Raw genomic sequence first — 18,798 nt, 5'->3', positions numbered from 1 at the left:
TTCGTCCGGTTCATCGGCGGCGGCCTCGCCCCGTTCGTCGCGGGTCTGATCGTCGAGGCCTGGGACCCGAAGGCCCACCTGCCGTTCTTCATCGCGGCCGTGACGGTAGCCGTGGCGGCGGTCGTGCTGAGCACCGTGCGGCGCTCCTTGGCGGCGGCGGACCGCGGCGAGATCGCGCAGCCGGAGCCGACGACCCTCGATCGCGTCGAGGGCCGCGACCCGGTGGTCGGAGGTCTCGCGGTCGGCGACGCCGACTGACCCCGTTCCCGGGCGACTTCCGACAACCCGGGCGGGCAATCCCGCCCGCCCTGTCGGATCCCGCCCGGATCCGCGGCTGCGCCCGTCGGACGCGGGCTGATCGACGGAGGCGGGAGACCGCCGGCGCTGCATACCCATTTGCAGGTCGGCGGCCCCCCTCGTCTCACCAGCGACGGCCCGAACGGTCGGACGATGAGACTTCGGAGCCGGACGGAGGGGCAGCTCCGCCCGGAGTCGTGCGCGCTGCGCATGCCACCGACCGGGTTTCGGGCGAGGTCGGCGCGCCAACAGTAGGGCGCCCTGGAAAGCACTGCAATGCGACGTCCCCCGATTGCACCGCACGCCGTACCCCGGTCGCGTCGCCGTTCCATCGAGCGGTTGTGCGGCTATGCTGCTGGCGCCGGGAGACGTCGCATAGTCCGGTCGAGTGCACCACCCTGCTAAGGTGGAGAGCCCTATTAGGGCTCCGTGGGTTCAAATCCCACCGTCTCCGCTCCTGTCGTAGCCCCGCGATCCGCGCGATCCGGGGCTACCGCTCTCTTCAGGGCATCCCACAGCAGCCGCTGCACCATCGGCGGCCCCTGTCAGACGGAGCCCCGACGTCGCCAGGGGGCAGCCACCCCGGCGCTGGATCCGAGCCGTGTCGGAGCGGTACGGTCATCGAGGTGATGGAGCTCGCCGCAGCCGACAGAGGCTGAAACCGTCGACATCCGACTGATAGCCCCTCCCGCGCGACGGCAGCGGAAGGGGATCGGCATGCCCACGACCAGTCTCGGACGGCTCGCCGGACGGCCTCCTGTCCTCGCGCCGGGAACGAACGGCCGGGGTGCGACCCATGGCTGATCTGGACCCCGCAGTGGTCGTCGGGATCGCCGAGCACCAGGCCGACGCCGTCCTGCTCGTCGCCGCAGCGATCGCGAAGCAGTTCGACGCACGCCTGCTCTGTGTCACGGTCGATCCGGAGCACTTCGCCGAGCGGGACGTGACCGGGCGCACGAACCGATGGCCGATCGATCCCGACGCCGTCGATGACCCGGAGGCCGTCGAAGCGGCCGAGCGGGCCCTCGACGCGCACCTGGACTCCGTACTCCGACCGATGCGGGTGGAATGGGAGCTGCGCCTCGTGTTCGGGGACCCCGCCGACGGACTCAGCCGCGTCGCAGCGGAGGTGTCGGCGCTCATGATCGTCATCGGAACGAGCCCCCGGTCGGTCCTGCGCTCGACCCGTGAGCTCTTCACCGGCTCGATCGCGGCCCACCTCGCGCACCGGCAGCCTCGACCCGTCCTCGTGGTTCCGATGAACCCCGTGCTCGACGGCGGCCTCCCGTGGAGCGGGAGCGCGTGAAGCACTCCTGCTCGCTGCCATCGAGGCGACCCCGGTAGCCGAAGCTGCGCCACCCGTCCGCTCGCCGCCCGTTCCGCGCGACCCGCATCCGACCGATCAGGAGCCATGTGCAGCACGAGCGCGACGCCCTCCCGATGGACAGCGACCTCGAGGTGGTGGAGACCGAGCATCGGCCGCGGCCCGTGCACCTGCGCCCCGCGGCGATGGCGGTGGTCGCCGCGGGCGGTGCGGCCGGAACCGCCGCACGGGTGCTCTGCTCGCTCGCCGTGCCGGACGTCGCTGGGATCCCGGTCTCCGTCCTCGGCATCAACGTGGTGGGTGCGCTGCTGCTCGGGCTCCTCCTCGAGGCCCTCGCCCGGAGCGGTCCCGACCGGGGCCTGCGGCAACGGCTCCGGCTTCTGCTCGGCACCGGCTTCTGCGGCGGATTCACCACCTACAGCTCACTCGCCGCGACGTCCGCCGTGTTCATCTCCTCCGGGCTGCCCTGGGACGCCGCCGTCTACGGCGTCCTGACGGTCGGGCTCGGCTTCCTCGGCTCGCTCGCCGGCATCGGACTCGGCAGCCTCCGCGGCCGACGGGCGGCCCGGTGAACCCCCTGCTCCTCGTCGGGATCAGCCTCGCGGGCGGCGTCGGTGCGACGACCCGCCTCGTCGTCGACGGACTGGTCCGGGCTCGCATGGGTACCCGGTTCCCGTGGGGCACCTCCTTCATCAACCTGACCGGCGCGTCCCTGCTGGGTGCCGCGACCGGCCTGGCCGCCACCGCACTGCTCAGCCCCGCGTGGGATCTGGTGCTCGGCACCGGCCTGCTCGGCGGGTACACGACGTTCAGCACGGCCAGCTTCGAGACGGTCCGGCTCGTGCAGGAGCGTCGATGGGCTGCGGCGTTCGGCAACGGGATCGGTGTCTGGCTGCTCGCGGACGCCGTCGCCCTGGCCGGATACGTGCTCGGATCCCACCTGTGATCGGAGGCCTGGGCGACGGCCGGGCACGCGGCGGCGACGGCCACGGTTCGCCCACGTCCCGATGGATCAGAAGCCGGGACGGCCCGGATCCGTGCCCCCAGTTCGCCCGCACATGAGGAACCTCCGGGCACGTCCCGCCCGGCGCGGACGAGGGAGGAAGCCGCCCGGCCCGGCCTCCGACGCGCCCCTGAGGAGCCTCAGCGAGGGTTCGAATCCCTCCGTCTCCGCTCCTGCCGGAGCGCTGCCGTCCCGCGTGATCACCGCGCCGTCGCTTCACCGGATGGGCGGTCAGGCCGACCGACCCACGCGGGCCGGCGTGCGGGCTCGACAGCTCGACGAACCGGAGTCGCGACGTTCCCGCTGCTGCTCGAGCGGAGTCCCGGAGGGGTGGCGCGACCCGCGCGCCACCAGGACTGGGGCGCGTGCCGCGGCGCAGGCGTCCATACGGTCAGCCCGTGCACCTTCAGCAGCAGGCCGGAATCGCGCGGGCCGGCGGCCGAGCCGGACGTGTCATCGTGGGCGTCGTCGCGCTCATCTCAGGTCCGACGACCCGGAGGGCGACGACCGCCAGCTCCGTGGCGAGCGGGACACGCATCGGCTCCCGCCGCGTCGCGGCACTCGTGCTCGCCGTCGGCATCGCGATCGCGGGGGTCGGGGTCAGCGCGTTCGACGTGCAGCCCGCGCAGGCCGCTCCGTCGTCCCCGGCGCTGACCGGGTTCGACCCGGCGAACATCATCGACGACGCCGTCATGTTCAACGGGGGCGCGATGACCGCCGACCAGATCCAGACGTTCCTGAACACCCAGCAGCCCTCATGCGCTCCCGGCGCCACCTGCCTGAAGTCCGTCACCGTCGACATGCCGGCGGTGCCCGCGAACCCGATGTGCGCTGCGATGCCCGGTCAGGCGAACGCGACCGCCGCCCAGGTCATCGCCGCCGTCGCGGTGGCGTGCGCCGTGAACCCGGAGGTGATCCTGGTGACGCTGCAGAAGGAGCAGACCCTGATCACCGGCCGCACCCCGTCCGCCGGTGAGACGGTGTCGCTGATCTACCGCAAGGCCACAGGACTCGGCTGCCCGGACACCGCCGCGTGCGACCCCACCAAGTACGGGCTCTTCAACCAGCTGTACGGCCTCGCGTACTGGCTCGTCCGCTACACGACGCCTCCGGGCACGACGGGACCGGGCTGGACGCAGTTCAACTGGTTCCCGGTCGGGAAGCCCAGCGCCGTGCTCTACAACCCCGACCCCACCTGCGGAACCGAAGCGGTCACGATCCAGAACAAGGCCACCGCCGCGCTGTACTACTACACGCCGTACGTGCCGAACACCGCTGCGCTGTCGGCCGGGTGGGGTCTGGGGGACTCCTGCTCCGCGTACGGCAACCGCAACTTCTACCTCTACTTCACCAGCTGGTTCGGTTCCACACACAGCGTCGCCACCGGGCCGGCCGTCACCGGGGCGATCGCCGCCGCCTGGTCGCAGTCCGGGGGTCAGCAGGGACCGCTCGGGAACCCCACCGGCGCCGCCGCCTCCGCCACCGGCCAGGGCGTCACCGGGCAGACGCAGGCCTTCCAGAACGGCACCATCTACGCCAGCTCCGCGGGAGCGTGGCCGGTGACGGGGCCCCTGCTCGCCGCCTACGCGCACCTGGGGGGCCAGGCCGGCGCGCTCGGCTGGCCGACCACGAACGCCTACACGGATCAGAACGGCTCCGTGCAGCGGTTCCAGCAGGGCGCGCTGTACGTCGACTCCTCGGGGTCCTTCACCCTCGACGGCGCGCTGCTGAGCGCCTACCTGAACGCCGGGGGCCCGACCGGTCGGCTCGGTTGGCCCACCGGCGCTCCGAGCACCTCGCAGGGACGCATCACCGGGCGCTTCGCGCACGGCACGCTCACCGCCGTCTCGCTCCCGGGGTTCGGTGCGTGGCCCGCCACCGGCTCGGTCCCCTCCGCACTGGCTCAGGGGCAGACGCTGTCGCCCGGCAAGGGGCTGCTGTCGCCCGACGGGCGTTTCCTGCTGACCCAGCAGCCCGACGGGAACCTCGTCCTCTACGACAACACGGGCCGCGCGCTGTGGGCCAGCCATCGCTCCGCCCGCGGCTCCCAGACCGTGATGCAGCCCGACGGCAACCTCGTGCAGTACACCTCCGCGCACCGCGCGGTGTGGGCCACCGGCACGAACCGCAGCGGAGCAGCCTCCGCCGTCATGCAGTCCGACGGCAACTTCGTGCTCTACACCCGCGCGCGGAGAGCCGTGTGGGCCACGGGCACCCGCGGTCTCGCCGCCAGGTTCACCCCCATGACCGTCCGTGCGGTGTCGGTCCCGGGCTTCGCCTCCTGGCCGGCGATCGGTTCGCGAACCGGGACGCTGACCGAACCGAACACGTTGTCCAGCGGCCAGGGCCTGCTCTCGCCCGACGGCCGGTTCCTGCTGACCCAGCAGGCCGACGGCAACCTCGTGCTCTACACCAGCGCCGGCAGGGCGCTCTGGTCCAGCCATCGGTTCGGGCAGGGCTACCGCACCGTGATGCAGGCCGACGGCAACCTCGTGCAGTACACCCCCGCGCACCGCGCGGTGTGGGCCACCGGCACCAACCGGACCGGCGCCGCCTCCGCCGTCATGCAGTCCGACGGCAACTTCGTCCTCTACACCGGCGCGGGCAAGGCGGTCTGGGACACCAACACCCGCGGCTGAGGACCCCCGGAACGGCGCCGCGGCCTGCTCGGAGCTCGCTGCGGTTCTCCGCACGCCCCGAACGAAGGATCATCGAGTCGTGACCCCGCACGACGCCCTCGCCGAGATCGCCTTCCGGCTCGAGCGGGACCGGGCCGAGCCGTTCCGGATCCAGGCCTTCCGCCGTGCCGCGGCGGCGATCGAAGGACTCACCGAGGACGACCTCCGCTCGCGTGCCGCGGACGGCCGTCTCGGGCGGACGAAGGGCATCGGGGGCCGCAGCCTCGAGGTCATCACCCAGGCGCTCGGCGGCGCGGTGCCCGACTACCTGCAGCGCCTCCGGGCGGAGGCCGACGCCGACTCGACACCGGAGGGTCGCACCCTGCTGGCCGCGCTGCGGGGCGACCTTCACACGCACAGCGAGTGGTCGGACGGGACCACGCCCATCGAGGCGATGGCGGACGCTGCGCGGCTGCTCGGCAGGGAGTACATCGCCGTCACCGACCACTCCCCGAACCTCACGGTGGCCAACGGTCTGAGCGCCGATCGGCTCACGCAGCAGCTCGACCTGCTCGACCGGATGCGCGACGGAGCGGTCCGCCTGCTTCCGGGCATCGAGGTCGACGTGCTCGAGGACGGGACCCTCGACCAGGAGCCCGCGATGCTCGACCGCCTGGACGTGGTGGTGGCGAGCCTGCATTCACGGCTGCGTGCGGACCGCTCCGAGATCACGGCACGGCTCCTCGGTGCGATCGCGGACCCGCACACGAACGTGCTCGGCCACATCACCGGCCGGCTCGTCGAGGGGCGGCGCGGCACGCGTCCCCAGTCCGCGCTCGACTCCGCCCGGGTGTTCGCCGCGGCGGCGGAGGCGCGCGTCGCGATCGAGATCAACTCGCGTCCAGAGCGGCAGGATCCGCCGGACGACCTGATCGCGGAGGCGCTCGAGGCCGGCTGCCTGTTCAGCATCGACACCGACGCCCACGCGCCCGGCCACCTCGACTTCCTGGGCCTCGGGGCCGAGCGCGCAGCGGCGGCCGGGATCCCGCCCGAGCGCATCGTCACGACCTGGCCCGTGGAGGACCTGCTCGCCTGGACGCACCGCCGCCACTGACCGGTGCGGAGGAGCGGGCTCCCACGTGCTGGTAGCATCGTGCGGTCGCTTCGGCGGCATGCGCCCGTAGCTCAACGGATAGAGCATCTGACTACGGATCAGAAGGTTGGGGGTTCGAGTCCCTCCGGGCGCGCAGCACGACGAAGAGGGCCGCCCGTCAGGGCGGCCCACTTCGTCGTTCTGCGGGGTTGGAGGATCGAGAAGCCACTCGAGGGGTGGGCCCCGACGCGCGCCGGGGTCCCGCGGCGACGCGAAGCGGCGGCGTGGGGCGCGCGGTGGGATCGAGTCCCTCCGGGTGCGCAAGAGCAATGAGCAAAGGAGCCCGGCTCGGCCGTGCCTGTTCCCGTCACGACACATGGCGCCGCGGCGCGCCACGCAGATGGGCAAGGGCGTGACTGAAGGACGTGACCACTGCTCGGTCGGCGCGTACCGGATGAAGGGCCGCGGCGATTGGCGTGGCGTCATCGACCACGGCTACTCCTCAGATGCCCCGTGGGCGCAGCGCTACGCACAAGCGAAGATCCGCAAATAGTGCGTGCGCAAGCTACGCCAGCTGGCGCGCGCGAGGTCGCCGAAGGTGGCGTGCCCGATCGCCCGATCGCGTCGCGGACCTCACCACCTGTGGCCTGGAAAACACCGCCGTGCGCCTGAAGCCGAGCCCGGCAGCGGACACCGTTGCTACATCGAGGCCGACATCGTCCCGGCGCTCGAAGAGCATCAAGCCAGACCGGCGCCCCTCGGACGTCCGGCCCTGCACGGCGCGATCTTCGCGAGGAACGTGCGCCCGCCCCCCTTCAGGCGCGCGACGCACGCTCTCGGCCACGCTCCCCTACTGATATTCCGGAACCTCGCCGAACAACTGGACGCCCGGAGGCAGACCACCGTCGAACATGACCTCCTCACTCGCGCGGGAGCTCAATCGCTCGTGAAGGTGGGAAGCCGTGGTGGATCCTGACCCTGCCGCCCCGGGCCCGGACATTTGCTTCGGGCGCTCCGCGCCCGCGCCCTTCCATCCTGGCTCTTCAGTCGGAACGAAACCCAGGTCGAATCACCAGGACCGACCAGCGCCCGTCACACGCACGCAACCACTGACAGCTCATACTCCGCCCAAGGGGCCAGTGCGACGCCGGTGTCGACTGCCGCCAGGGGCCGGATGCGACTCCATCACACGCGGACGCGCATTCTGCGCCCTTGCATGAGCCGAGCCAGCCTAGAAGCCGACACGCCGCTCAAGTACGCAGCCGGCAACTACTGCACTTGCGGTGGCCATCAAATCTCGGGTTGAATCCGGCCATCGTCACCGGTCGAACTCGGCACTGGAGCCTTGGACGCCTGACGATAACCCCCTCCCCTCCCCCCTTCGCGTGCGCTTCGTAAACGACGCGTAGTTAGGAATACTCATGTCTATACGAATTGGAGCGCGGGTGGCCGCGCTTGTGACCTCCGTCGGCCTGCTCGGCGGAGCCGCCTGGATCGCCTCAGGCACCACGGGCGCTTACTTCAGCGAAACACGAACCGGCTCCGTAACAGGCACGATCGGATCGATTCATGTAACAACGTCCGGAGGAATCGGCAACGACAATGCGGACGTGGCCTTCACGGATCTTCTCCCCGGGCAGCCGCAGACCGTGACGCTGAAGTATTCGAATTCCGGCAGCAGCCCCGAAGACGTGTACGTCGTGTTCAACAACCCTACGGCACTGAGTGCACTGAACAATCTGGGAACATACGGCGAGGTCCACCTCGCCGCGAACGGCAATGCTCTTTTTGATTCCGCAAACCTCAATGACCGCGCAAGCACCTGCGGCGCCTTCGCTCCGACTGGCTGCTGGCCATTGAAGAGCCAGTATCTCGTGGCGCGCAACGTCCCCGCCGGCGCTGGCGGAAACGTCAAGTTCACCTTCCAGTACGCAAGCAAACTGAAGTCCCAGCCTGCTGCAGGTACGACAGCGGCCTGGAATCAGTACCCCGTCTCCGGCCAGACCACGACGAATGCTGCAGATGGAACGGGCAGCGGACTTCCTCTTCAGGTGGTCGCGACGCAGCCTGGCGTGACCCCAGGGTCCTGAGGTGGTGCTGGGGCGCGGTCGTCCAGGACTGCGCCCCAGCATTCAATTGGAGGTGGCCAATGACGCACAGGCGCAAGCGGTCGACAGTATGGCCCCTAGCAGCCCTGGCGCTCTGCGTGGCGGCAATAGGGTTGTTCATGACGAACGGCCCGTACCGTCTTTACATCGTGCACACCGGTTCGATGGAGCCGACCATCCCCACCCGGAGCGCGGTAGTCGTACAACTTCATAGATTCCACGTTGGCGAGCCGGTTGCGTTCATGGAACAGGGGAGCGTCATCACCCATCGCCTCCTGAGCATTAGCAGTGCCGGCACCATCACAACTAAGGGCGATGCCAATACGACAGCGGACCCGTGGCACCCGCCAGTGTCCGCCGTACTGGGCGGAGTGATCGCTGCGCCGCCCAACCTGGGCTACTGGCTGTTCTACTTCAAGACTCCAATGGGTCTGATTTCCGTTCTCCTCGCTGGGCTCGTGTGCTGGCAATTGTGGGCCATCCTCGGGCCCCGGCCACACATGCAGATTTCGACCACACCGCCGCGTATTCATTCATCGCCGGATCAGCTTCAGCCAGTCGAAGAAAACGGACTCTTCTGAAGAGAACTCGTGTTCGCGGTTCGCGCCAGTTGGAGGCCTTGGACGGGCGCGGCACCCCCTCTCGGTGCAATATCTGCCCGTCGACAGTTGCGCCGTCAGTCGCACGGAAGCATGCACGGCGGTTCTGACTACGGATGAGAAGAATGAGGTCCGAGTCCCTCAGGACGCGCACCACGAGAAGCGTCGCCGACCCAGCCGGTCAGCCGGCCGAGACCTCGTCCGCGAGCGCCGCGAGCAGTGACGCCATGGCGTCGAGCGCCGGGCTGTCCCCGGGGAGGTCGAACCGCTCGGCGAGCGCGTGCGGGTCCTCGAAGGCGATGTGCGTCCTCCCCTGCGCACTCCAGACGAGGATCCGGAGCGGCAGTTCGATCCCGACCCGGGGGTCGGCCTGCATCAGCCCGGTCCCGACGGCGGGGTTGCCGAAGATCAGGACGGTCTCCGGTTCGAGGTCGAGTCCCACCGATGCGGCGCCGGCCGCGTGGTCGATCACCGCGAAGAGCTCGATGCCGCGCCGGGAGAGCGCGTCCCTGAGCGCCTGCACCGTGTCCGGCACCGACCGAGGCGCGCGCCGCGTCGTCAGTCCGAGGTCCATGGACGCACACTCTCCTCCACGACCGCGGCGTCCGCACCCGCGCGGTCGCCGCGACGCCACTTCTGCCCTCCTGAGCGACACGTGCCCTGCGGCGCCGGAGGGCACCTGTCGCTGAGCGGGTCATGAGCGCGCCCCACGAGCCCAGCGCGGAGCGCGTCCGCCCCGACCTCATCGCGCGTCGCCTCAGGCGTCGTCGTCGCTGCCCTGGGCGGCCCTTCGCGCGCCGGGGTCGCCGGCCCAGCCTCGCAGGATCATCGAGGCGCCCACGGCGAGCAGCATGCCCACCGCGGGGCCCAGGAGGTAGATCCAGATGGTCCCGAGATCGCCCCCGATCAGCGCAGGACCGAAGCTCCGCGCGGGATTCATCGACGCCCCGCTGACCGGGCCCGCCCAGAGGCCCGCGAGCGAGATGTACGCCCCCGCCGCGATCGACGCCAGCGGGCCGATGTTCTGCGCCCCGGATGCGGCGCCGAGCACGACGCTGACGAGCCCGGCGGTGAGCAGCACCTCCGTCAGCAGCGCCTGCACGTCGGTGAACCCCGGCCCGGGTCGAGTGGCGCCGAGGCCGCCGTGCATGCCGAACAGCGCGGCGATCGTGAGCGTCGCGAGCACGGAGCCGATCGTCTGGACGAGCACGTACCCCGGCACCCGTCGCCACGGGAAGTCGCGGCGGAGCGCGAACGCGACGGTGATCGCGGGATTCAGGTGCGCTCCGGAGACCGTCCCCATGAACAGGATGATCGCGGTGACCATGAGCGCCGGCGCGACGACCTTGCCGCCCGGCCCCACCTGGCCGCCCGACGCCTGGTCCACGACGCCGGCGCCGACCGCGACCAGCACGAGGAGGTAGGTGCCCAACAGCTCGGCGAACAGGCGCCGCAGCTCGTGGTTCGGATTCCGGAAGTCCCGGACCTCCGCCCGCTGCCGGTTGGACAGGGTCGGGTGCTCCACGTCCACCGCGCTCATCGCTCACCCCTTCCGCTGATGCTCAGCATGCTCCGATCCGGGGCCGCGGACGGAGCGCCGAGCACGCCTCGGAGGGCACCCCTGCCCTCGTGAGCGACACGTGCCCTCCGGCGCCGGAGGGCACGTGTCGCGCAGCGGGTCAGGAGCGCGCGGAGGGCGACGGGCGATCCCCGTCGCGGCCGGGCGTCAGGCGAAGTCGGCGAGCCAGAGGTCGGGGCCGAACACCTCGTACTGGATGTCCCGCGCCGGCACACCCCGCTCGATGAGGGCGGAGCGGACGGACTGCATGAAGGGCAGCGGACCGCACAGGTAGTACTGGGCGTCGGCGGGGAGGTCCCGCTCGCGGAGGTCCATGAAGCCCTGCTGCGCGTCCAGACCCTCGGCCCCGTCGGTGTCGAGCAGCCAGGTCGCCGCCGTCGCGTTCGGGAGCCGGCCGAGGTCGGCGAAGACCTGGTCGCGGAGCGCGTAGGTGCCGATGGCGTCGTCGGCGTGGAGGAACAGGACGTGGCGAGGCGCGGCGGCGTTCGCGAGGTGCGAGAGCATCCCGGCCATCGGGGTGATGCCGATGCCGGCGCTCGCGAGCACGAGCGGGCGGTCGGTGTACTCGAGCACGACGTCGCCGAACGGCGCCGACAGCTCGATCTCGTCGCCGACCTGCACCTGGTCGTGGAGCAGGTGCGACACCTCGCCGTCCGGCCTGCCCGGCGAGTGGACCCGCTTGACCGCGAACACCCGGTGCTCGCCGTCGTCGGCTCGCGTGAGGCTGTACTGCCGGGGCTGCAGCACGCCGTCGGGCATGCGCAGACGCGCCGTGACGTACTGGCCGGGCAGCGACGGCTTGACGTCCCGATGGTCGACGGGTTCGACGACGAACGTGACCGTGTCCGGGGTCTCCTGCGTCTTCTCCGTGACCCGCCAGGTGCTGTACACCGACTCGGGCGTCAGCCCGACCGCGCCGTAGAGCCCCCGCTCCCGGTTGATGAGCATGTTCGCCATCAGCCAGTACACCTCGCCCCATGCGCCGGCGACCTCCGGCGTGACGGCATCGCCGAGGACATCGCCGATCGCCCACATGAGGTTCTCCGCGACGACGTCGTACTGCTCCGCCTGCACCCCGAGCGAGGCGTGCTTGTGCGAGATCCGGGACAGGAGGTGATCGGGCAGCTTCCTTGGGTTGGACACGAGGTAGCCCGCGAAGGCCGCGACCGACCCGGCCAGCGCCTGCTGCTGCCGGCCGTCGGCCTGATTGCCGCGGTTGAACACGCCGTCGAGCAGCTCCGGGTGCTCCTCGAACAGGTGCCGGTAGAACCTCGTCGCGATCTCCTGGATGTGCTCCCCCACCACGGGCAACGTGGCCTCGACCACCGGCAGTGCAGCATCGGAAAGCATCACAGACACCTTTCGCAGCGCCTGCGTCGTCGGGTCGTTCCCCGAACGGCTGGTCCGCAGCGCCCAAGTCCAGCCCATAGCCTGCGACCTCGGGACCCCCCGACGCTGAGAGGAACGTCAACCGCGTCCACTCTCCGGAAGGGGCGTCAGGAGGCTCACCCTCGACCTCGATCCGAGCGAGGGCGCCCCCACGAGATCCGAACCTGCTAGGAAGGAGTGGTTCAACCGTGCCAGCCGATCGGATGACCGCGATGAGTCCCTGCCGTGGTGACCGGACCCGCCTTCGGGCGGGCGACGGCCGGCGGAAGAGGTGGTGAGCCGGTGAACACCGCCGAGCTGAAGCGGACGTGGGGGCTGGCGGAGAGCCTCGGCGACGAGGTGCCGCTCTACTTCTACTCCCACCTGTTCCTGACGCACCCCGAGGTGCGCGCCATGTTCCCGGTCTCGATGGCGACCCAGCGGGATCGACTGGTCGGCGCGCTCGGCCGGATCGTCTCGAGCGTCGACGAGCTCGGGGAGGTGACCGAGTTCATCCAGCAGCTCGGCCGCGATCACCGTCGGTTCGAGGTCATCGCCGAGCACTACAACGCAGTGGGCGCGTCCCTCCTCGCCACGCTCAAGCACTTCCTCGGGGAGGGATGGACGCCCGAGGTCGCGGCGGACTGGGCGGAGGCCTACGGGGTCATCGCGTCCGTGATGGTGCAGGCGGCCGAGGCCTCCGAGGAATCAAGCCCGTCCTCCTGGGCCGCCGAGGTGACCGCGGTGGAACGACGCGGCCTCGACGTCGCGGTCGTCCAGGTGCACCCGGAGCCCCACCTGGCGTTCCAGCCGGGACAGTCCGTCGCGGTGGAGATCCCGGCCCGCCCCCGGCTCTGGCGCTACCTCAGCCCGGCCAACGCGCCGCGCCCCGACGGCAGTATCGAGTTCCATGTGCAGATGGTTCCCGGGGGCCAGGTCAGCAGCACGCTCGTGCGCTCCCTGAAGGTCGGCGAGACGGTCCGTCTGGGCGCGCCCGTCGGCCAGGAGCTGACCCTCGACGAGGAGGAGCGGCAGCGGGATCTGCTCATGGTCGCCGGCGGGACCGGGCTCGCTCCGCTCCGCGCGCACCTGGAGCGGATCGACCAGGGCTGGCAGGCGACCGGCCGGGCTCCCCGCGTCCAGCTGTTCCACGGCGCCCGGCTGCCGTGGGGTCTCTACGAGAACCGGTTGCTCGAGCGGCTGACCGCCCGCCCGTGGTTCAGCTACACGCCGGTGGTGTCCGACGACCCGAGCTACCCGGGCCGGAAGGGCCGCGTCGGCGACGTCGCAGCCGACGCAGGTCCCCTGCACGGACTCCTCGCTCTGGTGTGCGGGTCCCCCGGGATGGTGCGGCACACCGTCTCCCGTCTCGGTGCAGGAGGGATCGCGCCCACCGACATCCGCTTCGAGCAGTTCGCGACGCTCGACGAGGACAGCCACGCCGCGCACCACCACAGCCCCGAGCCGCAGCCCTCCGGGCTGCCGCGCAGCGAATAGCCGCCGTAGAGCGAACAGGGGGACCCTCATGATGCAGACCGATTCCGACAGCGTCGCTCCCGCGACCGGTACGGGGCCCGACAGCGCCCTGGCCGTCGCGGTGAGCCGCCTGCCGGACATCCGCTCCATCGAGTTCAACACCAAGGTCAGGGGCGGCGCGTACGACCGTGCCGAGGTCGACCGGTTCATGGGTCAGCTCGCGCGGGTGATCGACGAGGTCCGTGCCGCCACCACGAGTACGGGTCAGGAGCTCGCGACGCTGCGGGCCGAGAACGCGAAGCTGCGCGGCGGGTCGGGCGCCGACGTCGAGGAGGAGATCACGGCCGGGGCGATGGCGCTGCTCACGCAGGCGCAGCTGATCGCCGACAAGGCGATCGCCGACGCCGAGCACTACGCGCGCGACCTGGTGCTCACCGCTCGGAACCAGTACCGCGAGATCCTGGAACGGGCCGAGTCGAGCGCCAGCCAGGCGACCGCGACGATGGCTGCGCAGCAGCAGCCCGGGCCGGCCGTCCCGGAGATCGAGTACGTCCGCACCTACGCCCGGGTCGCGCAGATCCAGTTGCGCTCGGTCCTCGAGGCCCTGACGGAGCAGGTCGACCGGCTCGGGAGCCTGCCGCAGACCCCTCAGGCGCCGCAGGTGCGCCCGAGCGCGCAGGACGTCCACGAGATGTCCACGGGTGAGCCCGAGTGGGCACCGCCGGTCACGGCCCACGCCACCGCGCAGCGCTGACTCCCTGCGGCGCCGCGCGCGAGGCCCGGCGCTGCCGGCCTCTCCGGGAGGGTGGACGATGGGTGACGTGACATCCACCACGGAGCAGGCCCTCGCGACCGATCGCATCATCGACATCACGACCATCGGCAGGAGGACCGGGGAGCCCCGCCGCATCGAGATCTGGTTCCACCGCGTCGACGGCCGGTACTACATCACCGGGACCCCGGGTGCGCGCAGCTGGTACGCCAACCTGCTCGCGAACCCGGACTTCACGTTCCACCTCAAGCAGTCCGCGGAGGCCGACCTGGCCGCGAGGGCCGTGCCGGTCGAGGGCGCCGAGAAGGAGCGCATCCTCGCGGCGATCACCGAGTCGATCGACGACACCGGGGTCCGGCTCGACGCCGGAACGAGCCCGCTCGTCGAGGTCGTGTGGTCCGAGGAGGCCTGAGCACGCGGGGCGCCCGCGGCAGCACGGCGACCCCGGGCGGCCTCCGGAACCGACGGTCCCGCCTTGGTCGGCCTTGGACGCGTCTGGTACACAGGGCCGAGCGCGGCCGGGTCCTCGCTCCACGACCGGTGGGAAGAACCCGGACACCGCTGCGTTGATCCCAGCGTCCCGCGCGTCTCGAACGAAGGAGCCAGAGACATGAAGCGAGTCGTCCTCTTCGGCCCACCCGGTGTCGGCAAGGGCACCCAGGGCGGACGGCTCGCCGTCGCGCTCGGCGTGCCTGCGATCTCGACCGGCGACCTGTTCCGCGCGCACGTCAAGAACGGCACGGAGCTCGGGACGCGGTTGAGCGCGCTGATCGCCGCGGGCGACTACGTGCCCGACAGCATCACCAACACGATGCTCGCCGAGCGGCTCGCCGAGCCGGACGCCGCGGCCGGCTTCCTGCTCGACGGCTACCCGCGGACCGCCGATCAGGTGGCCGAGCTGGATCGGCTCCTCGCGCTCGCGGGGACCTCGCTCGACGCGGTCCTGCTGCTGGCCGCCGACGACGACGTGCTGGAGGAGCGGCTGCTGAAGCGCGCCGCGGACCAGGGCAGGGCGGACGACACCCCCGAGGTGATCCGCCATCGACTCGCGCTCTACCACGCCGAGACGGAGCCGCTCGTGGCGCTCTACGACGCGGCGGATCTCGTCCTCCGCGTCGACGGAGTGGGCACGCCGGACCAGGTGCACGAGCGCCTCATCGAGGTGATCGGCCAGAAGGAACCGAGCGCGCTCTCCTGATCCCGACGCGTGCTGCGACGCGGCGCGCCGGTGCACAGATCGGCATGGACAGATGTTGCAGAGGGTGTAATCTTGCACTCACTGCAAGCATCGACGTCGAGCTGTGGCGCTCGACGTCGCGGCCACCGGTGCGCCTCCGCTCCCTCTGAAGGACCTTCGTGACCTCCACCACCACCGCCGAGCGCCCCGGCGCCGTGATGACGCACCGGCAGATCCTGCTGGTCATCTACGGCCTCATGGCCGGCATGTTCCTCTCCGCCCTCGACCAGACGATCGTCGGCACCGCGATCCGCACGATCGGCGACGACCTCCACGGCCTCGACCAGCAGGCCTGGGTGACGACGGCGTACCTCATCACGTCGACCATCGCGACGCCGATCTACGGCAAGCTCAGCGACATCTTCGGCCGTCGGCCGCTGTACATCTTCGCGATCAGCGTGTTCGTGTTCGGTTCGCTGCTGTCGTCGTTCTCGACCTCCATGCTGATGCTGGCCGGCTTCCGGGCCGTGCAGGGCATCGGTGCGGGCGGCCTGATGTCGCTGCCGCTCGCGATCATGGGCGACATGCTCGCTCCCCGGGAGCGCGCGAAGTACCAGTGCTACTTCCTGGCCGTGTTCGGCATCTCCTCCGTGATCGGCCCGCTGGTCGGCGGCCTGTTCGCCGGGGCGAGCCAGATCCTGTTCATCCCGGGCTGGCGGTGGGTCTTCCTCGTCAACGTGCCGATCGGCGCCGTCGCGCTGTTCATGGTGCTCTCGTTCCTCCACCTGCCCCGCTTCGGCTCCCGCAGCGTGCGGATCGACTGGTGGGGCGCCGCGGCCGTCGTCGCGACCCTCGTGCCGCTGCTGCTCGTCGCGGAGCAGGGCCGCACCTGGGGCTGGGGGTCGATCGGCTCGATCACCTGCTACGTGATCACGGGCCTCGGACTCGTCGGCTTCCTCGTGGCGGAGACGCTCATGAAGGACGACGCGATCATCCCGCTCAAGCTGTTCCGCTCGCGGGTGTTCTCGATGTCGACGGTGCTCGGCGTGCTGGTCGGCTTCGGCATGTTCGGCGCGATGCTCACCCTGCCGCTCTACCTGCAGATCGTCGTCGGCCTGAGCGCGACCGCGTCCGGATTCGCCACGCTGCCGATGATGGCGGGCCTCATGATCGCGTCGATCGGTTCCGGCCAGATCGTGTCCCGCACCGGCCACTACCGGATCTTCCCGGTGACCGGCACGGCCGTGCTGGCGATCGGCTTCGGCTTCATGTCGACCGTGACGATCGACAAGCCGCTCTGGTACCTGATGATCGGGATGTTCCTGATCGGCCTCGGGCTCGGCCAGATGATGCAGACCCTCACGCTCGCGGCGCAGAACTCCGTGCAGCCGAGGGACATGGGCGTCGCGACGAGCTCGTCGACGTTCTTCCGGCAGATCGGCGGCACGCTCGGCACCGCGGTGCTGCTGTCGGTGCTGTTCTCGGCGATGCCGGGCAACATCACCAACGCGCTCGAGGACAAGCCGATCCTGACCTCCGCCCTCGACGCGGCGCTCACGCCCTCCGTGGCGCAGGCCCCGAAGAACGCGGCGATCATGAAGCAGATGTGGAACCCGATCGTGGACCCCATCAAGTCCAAGGTCGACGCGAGCCTCACCGACGCCACCGCCACCGTGAAGAAGGCGGCCGACGCCGCGGCGACGCAGGCGGTCACGAAGCAGGTCACCGCAGCGGTGAACCAGCAGGTCGCCGCCGGGCGAGTGCCCGCCGCCGCCGCGCAGACCGTCATCGACCAGCAGGTCGCGGCCGCCCTGCCGAACGCCAAGGCCACCGCCGAGGCGGCGGCGCTGAAGCAGGCGGCGTCGAAGGCGAACGCGAGCGTCGTGAACGGCACGCTGACCGTCGACTACAGCAACACCGCCCAGCGGCACGCGGTCGTGAACGAGGTCGTCCCGACGATCATCAAGCAGATCAAGAAGGGCACGTCCTCCTCCTCGTCGTCGACCACCAGCGCGACGAGCGACACGTCCTTCCTGAACGGCGCGGACCCGCGGCTCGCGAAGCCGTTCCTCACCGGGTTCAACAACTCGGCCGTGCTGATCTACCTCGTCGCGCTCGGCGTGATCCTGCTCGCCTTCGTGATCACGTGGTTCTTCAAGGTGCCGCCGCTCCGGCAGCGCTCCGCCCTGCAGGAGCAGGCGGACAAGGCGCACGCCGACTCGCTGGAGGTGGACCAGGCGACCGCCGCGGCCGCGACGGGCACGACGGCTCCCGCGAACACCGGGGCCGTCCCCGCTGGACGGAGCTGACCTCCGGCTGATCGACGAAGCCCCCGGCGCTCAGGCGCCGGGGGCTTCGTCGTCCCCGGCCGCGGGTGTCGGTGCGGGGCCCTACCGTGAGCCCGTGACGCTGGAGCTGCCCGTTGCCGCGGAGGTCTCCTGGGCGCCGGTCGGCCCCGACCTCGTCATGGAGGGCGACAACCTCCCCCGGCTCCGCGCCCTGCCGGACGGCGCGTTCCGGCTCGCCTACCTCGATCCGCCGTTCAACTCCGGTCGCGAGCAGCGCCGCAGGACGACCATCACGCGGCACGACCCGATCGGGGGCACCCGCATGGGCTTCCACGGCAGGCCGTACGACGTCGTGAAGAGCACGGTCACGCGCTACGACGACGCGTTCACCGACTACTGGGGCTTCCTCGAACCCCGGCTTGAGGAGGTCTGGCGACTCCTCGCCGAGGACGGCACCCTGTACCTCCACCTCGATCAGCGGGAGGTGCACTACGCGAAGGTGCTGCTCGACGCGCTGTTCGGGCGGGAGTGCTTCCTGAACGAGATCGTGTGGGCCTACGACTTCGGCGCCAGGAGCACGCGGCGGTGGCCCACCAAGCACGACACGATCCTCGTCTACGTGAAGGACCCCGACCGTTACCTGTTCGACTCGGCGGAGGTGGACCGCGAGCCGTACATGGCGCCGGGCCTGGTCCCGGCCGCCAAGGCCGCGCTCGGCAAGCTCCCCACCGACGTCTGGTGGCACACGATCGTGTCCCCCACCGGCCGGGAGAAGACGGGCTACGCGACGCAGAAGCCACTCGGCATCCTACGGCGGATCGTCGCCGCGAGCAGCGCCCCGGGCGACTGGGTCCTGGACCCGTTCGCCGGCAGCGGCACGACCGGCGAGGCGGCGCGCGCGCTGGGCCGCCGCTTCGTGCTCATGGACCAGAACCCCGACGCGATCGACGTGATGCGGCGCCGCCTCGGGTCCGGGGTGCTCGTCAGCCGACCCCGCTGAGCGATGCCCCACAGTCCGTTCCGCTTCCGCTTGTAGGACTTCCACATACCGCGCGGGAGCATGCTCCGGCGACGCGCACGGATCCCGCCAGCGGAT

16 protein-coding genes, 2 tRNA genes and 1 pseudogene are annotated in these 18,798 nt (G+C 70.8%); 16 read left to right on the top strand and 3 right to left on the bottom strand.

Annotated elements, in window-relative coordinates; all coding sequences use genetic code 11:
- The 10 genes and pseudogenes from ACTHLI_RS08985 to ACTHLI_RS08940 all read left to right on the top strand — a co-directional run.
- Positions 1–258: pseudogene (locus ACTHLI_RS08985) on the top strand (hypothetical protein); the annotation flags it as partial.
- Between the two features lie 403 nt (positions 259–661).
- Positions 662–751: transfer RNA gene (locus tag ACTHLI_RS08980), tRNA-Ser, on the top strand.
- Positions 752–1,093: 342 nt separating this feature from the next.
- Positions 1,094–1,603, top strand: a complete 510-nt coding sequence (locus ACTHLI_RS08975; RefSeq protein ID WP_440182872.1) for a universal stress protein — start codon at positions 1,094–1,096, stop codon at positions 1,601–1,603.
- A gap of 107 nt (positions 1,604–1,710) precedes the next feature.
- On the top strand, positions 1,711–2,193 hold the full coding sequence (locus tag ACTHLI_RS08970) for a fluoride efflux transporter FluC (RefSeq protein ID WP_440182871.1): 483 nt from the start codon (positions 1,711–1,713) through the stop codon (positions 2,191–2,193).
- Positions 2,190–2,567, top strand: coding sequence for a fluoride efflux transporter FluC (locus tag ACTHLI_RS08965; protein WP_440182870.1), 378 nt, complete (start codon positions 2,190–2,192; stop codon positions 2,565–2,567). Before ACTHLI_RS08970 ends, ACTHLI_RS08965 begins: the two co-directional genes overlap by 4 nt.
- Before the next feature lie 455 nt (positions 2,568–3,022).
- On the top strand, positions 3,023–5,263 hold the full coding sequence (locus ACTHLI_RS08960; RefSeq protein ID WP_440182869.1) for a hypothetical protein: 2,241 nt from the start codon (positions 3,023–3,025) through the stop codon (positions 5,261–5,263).
- Positions 5,264–5,342: 79 nt separating this feature from the next.
- Positions 5,343–6,356, top strand: coding sequence for a PHP domain-containing protein (locus ACTHLI_RS08955; RefSeq protein WP_440182868.1), 1,014 nt, complete (start codon positions 5,343–5,345; stop codon positions 6,354–6,356).
- A gap of 60 nt (positions 6,357–6,416) precedes the next feature.
- Positions 6,417–6,489 (top strand) — tRNA-Arg (locus ACTHLI_RS08950).
- Between the two features lie 1,291 nt (positions 6,490–7,780).
- A complete protein-coding gene (locus tag ACTHLI_RS08945) occupies positions 7,781–8,425 on the top strand; it encodes a hypothetical protein (protein ID WP_440182867.1) in 645 nt (214 codons plus the stop codon).
- 137 nt (positions 8,426–8,562) lie between these two features.
- A complete protein-coding gene (locus ACTHLI_RS08940) occupies positions 8,563–9,024 on the top strand; it encodes a hypothetical protein (protein WP_440182866.1) in 462 nt (153 codons plus the stop codon).
- Positions 9,025–9,223: 199 nt separating this feature from the next.
- On the opposite strand, the gene ACTHLI_RS08935 is transcribed toward ACTHLI_RS08940, so the two are convergent.
- From ACTHLI_RS08935 to ACTHLI_RS08925, 3 genes are all read right to left on the bottom strand, one after another.
- Complete coding sequence (locus tag ACTHLI_RS08935; protein ID WP_440182865.1) at positions 9,224–9,616, bottom strand: DUF302 domain-containing protein; 393 nt, start codon at positions 9,614–9,616, stop codon at positions 9,224–9,226.
- Positions 9,617–9,799: 183 nt separating this feature from the next.
- Positions 9,800–10,582 carry an MIP/aquaporin family protein gene (locus tag ACTHLI_RS08930; protein WP_440182864.1) on the bottom strand — a complete coding sequence of 261 codons (783 nt, stop codon included), beginning with the start codon at positions 10,580–10,582 and terminating at the stop codon, positions 9,800–9,802.
- 186 nt (positions 10,583–10,768) lie between these two features.
- On the bottom strand, positions 10,769–11,971 hold the full coding sequence (locus ACTHLI_RS08925) for a globin domain-containing protein (RefSeq protein WP_440182862.1): 1,203 nt from the start codon (positions 11,969–11,971) through the stop codon (positions 10,769–10,771).
- Positions 11,972–12,292: 321 nt separating this feature from the next.
- Between ACTHLI_RS08925 and ACTHLI_RS08920 the strand changes: the two genes are divergently transcribed.
- The 6 genes from ACTHLI_RS08920 to ACTHLI_RS08895 all read left to right on the top strand — a co-directional run bounded on the left by ACTHLI_RS08920 (position 12,293) and on the right by ACTHLI_RS08895 (position 18,702).
- Complete coding sequence (locus ACTHLI_RS08920) at positions 12,293–13,486, top strand: globin domain-containing protein (RefSeq protein ID WP_440182860.1); 1,194 nt, start codon at positions 12,293–12,295, stop codon at positions 13,484–13,486.
- A 28-nt stretch (positions 13,487–13,514) separates the two neighbouring features.
- Complete coding sequence (locus ACTHLI_RS08915; protein ID WP_440182858.1) at positions 13,515–14,219, top strand: DivIVA domain-containing protein; 705 nt, start codon at positions 13,515–13,517, stop codon at positions 14,217–14,219.
- A gap of 67 nt (positions 14,220–14,286) precedes the next feature.
- Positions 14,287–14,649, top strand: a complete 363-nt coding sequence (locus ACTHLI_RS08910) for a nitroreductase family deazaflavin-dependent oxidoreductase (protein WP_440182856.1) — start codon at positions 14,287–14,289, stop codon at positions 14,647–14,649.
- 198 nt (positions 14,650–14,847) lie between these two features.
- Complete coding sequence (locus ACTHLI_RS08905; protein WP_440182854.1) at positions 14,848–15,435, top strand: adenylate kinase; 588 nt, start codon at positions 14,848–14,850, stop codon at positions 15,433–15,435.
- Positions 15,436–15,593: 158 nt separating this feature from the next.
- Complete coding sequence (locus ACTHLI_RS08900) at positions 15,594–17,723, top strand: MFS transporter (protein ID WP_440182852.1); 2,130 nt, start codon at positions 15,594–15,596, stop codon at positions 17,721–17,723.
- A 157-nt stretch (positions 17,724–17,880) separates the two neighbouring features.
- On the top strand, positions 17,881–18,702 hold the full coding sequence (locus ACTHLI_RS08895; RefSeq protein ID WP_440182876.1) for a DNA-methyltransferase: 822 nt from the start codon (positions 17,881–17,883) through the stop codon (positions 18,700–18,702).
- Positions 18,703–18,798: the final 96 nt, after the last annotated feature.

Origin of the sequence: Amnibacterium sp. (assembly GCF_051956055.1) — a bacterium.
Classification (GTDB): domain Bacteria; phylum Actinomycetota; class Actinomycetes; order Actinomycetales; family Microbacteriaceae; genus Amnibacterium.
Note: the sequence above shows the minus strand (reverse complement) of the source record. Positions and strands in the feature narration are given on the sequence as shown.